Source organism: Streptomyces sp. NPDC059477 (assembly GCF_042749375.1).
Taxonomy (GTDB): domain Bacteria; phylum Actinomycetota; class Actinomycetes; order Streptomycetales; family Streptomycetaceae; genus Streptomyces.
Genome location: NZ_JBHYUG010000052.1, coordinates 57,185 through 58,268, shown reverse-complemented (window position 1 = coordinate 58,268; position 1,084 = coordinate 57,185). Strand labels below are relative to the sequence as shown.

The following is a 1,084-nucleotide window of genomic DNA, read 5'->3' as shown; positions in this document are numbered from 1 at the left end:
GCCTCACCCCCCCCCGGCCGCGCCCGGGCCCCCGGGGGGGGTGTCGGCCTCTCCCACCGGGGCCCCGCCGCCCCCCGGGGGGCGGCGGGGGCCCCCCCCCGTCGCCATGCCGATGGTAGGAACACCCGGGTATTTCCAGCCAGATTCACGTGCACGCGACGATGTGCCGTGGGACCCCCGAAATCGGGGTGTCCGAAACGGCCCGCCCCCTCTTCACCTCCCGCACGCCCCGATGCACGGTCCCGAACCGGCCGACCGGCTGAACTCCTGCGGTCCGAATGCCGAACACGGGTTGTCCGCCATCCGTCCGGACACCGTTCCCGTCCCGTGAGGATGGCCGAACATCCCGGGCTCGGCGACGGGCAATGAGTGCCCCGTGACCCATTGGGCAAGGATCCTCGTGAACGTGTTCGAGCAGGAGGGGAACCGAGATCGGCACGCGGGCGGGGGTCATGAAGAGGCAAGCACGCGGGGGCGTTCCCACGGCCGTCGGGTCCGGCTCGGCGCATCCGACGGGGGCAGGGGCTCCGGAGGAGGGACAGCGGCCACGGCTGCTGCGCCGGCTGGGACGGGCGGATCTACGGGCGGTGCCCGAGGCCCGCCGGGCGGTGCGGGAGCTGCTGCGGACCTGGGAGCGGTCCGAACAGTCGCAGATAGCCGAGTTGCTGACGAGTGAGCTGGTCACCAACGCGCTGGTGCACACCGACCGGGACGCGGTGCTGACGGCCGAGGTGAGCCCGCACGGCGTGCGGGTGGAGGTACGGGACTTCGTGGCCCAGCGGCCCCGGCCCCGCGCCCCGGTCCCGCACGAGGGGACGAACGGCCGGGGCCTCGCCCTGGTGGAGTCCCTCGCGGACGCGTGGGGCGTACGGTCGCACGGCGTGGGCAAGTCGGTGTGGTTCGAACTGGGCGCGGAAGCGGCGTAGTACACAGGCACGTAGTACACGAGCACGTAGTACACGGGAACGCGGTACACGGGAACGGGGCGGGGGGGGGGGGGTCCCCTACGCGGCGGCCCCCCCCCCCCCCGGGCCCGGCCCAGCCGCGGGCTCGACAACAAACACCGCCCAACCAAACCAAGGCA

General features: G+C 73.7%; 1 protein-coding gene. It reads left to right on the top strand.

Features of this window, described 5'->3' with window-relative positions; genetic code table 11:
* Positions 1-452 precede the first annotated feature (452 nt).
* Positions 453-926: an ATP-binding protein gene (locus ACFXAZ_RS24650; RefSeq protein ID WP_384595183.1), complete on the top strand. Its 474-nt coding sequence runs from the start codon at positions 453-455 to the stop codon at positions 924-926.
* Positions 927-1,084: the final 158 nt, after the last annotated feature.

Bases quoted from the DNA above. Each gene is read 5' to 3' on its own strand.
- ACFXAZ_RS24650 (WP_384595183.1), top strand. From the start codon at position 453: ATGAAGAGGCAAGCACGCGGGGGCGTTCCCACGGCCGTCGGGTCCGGC.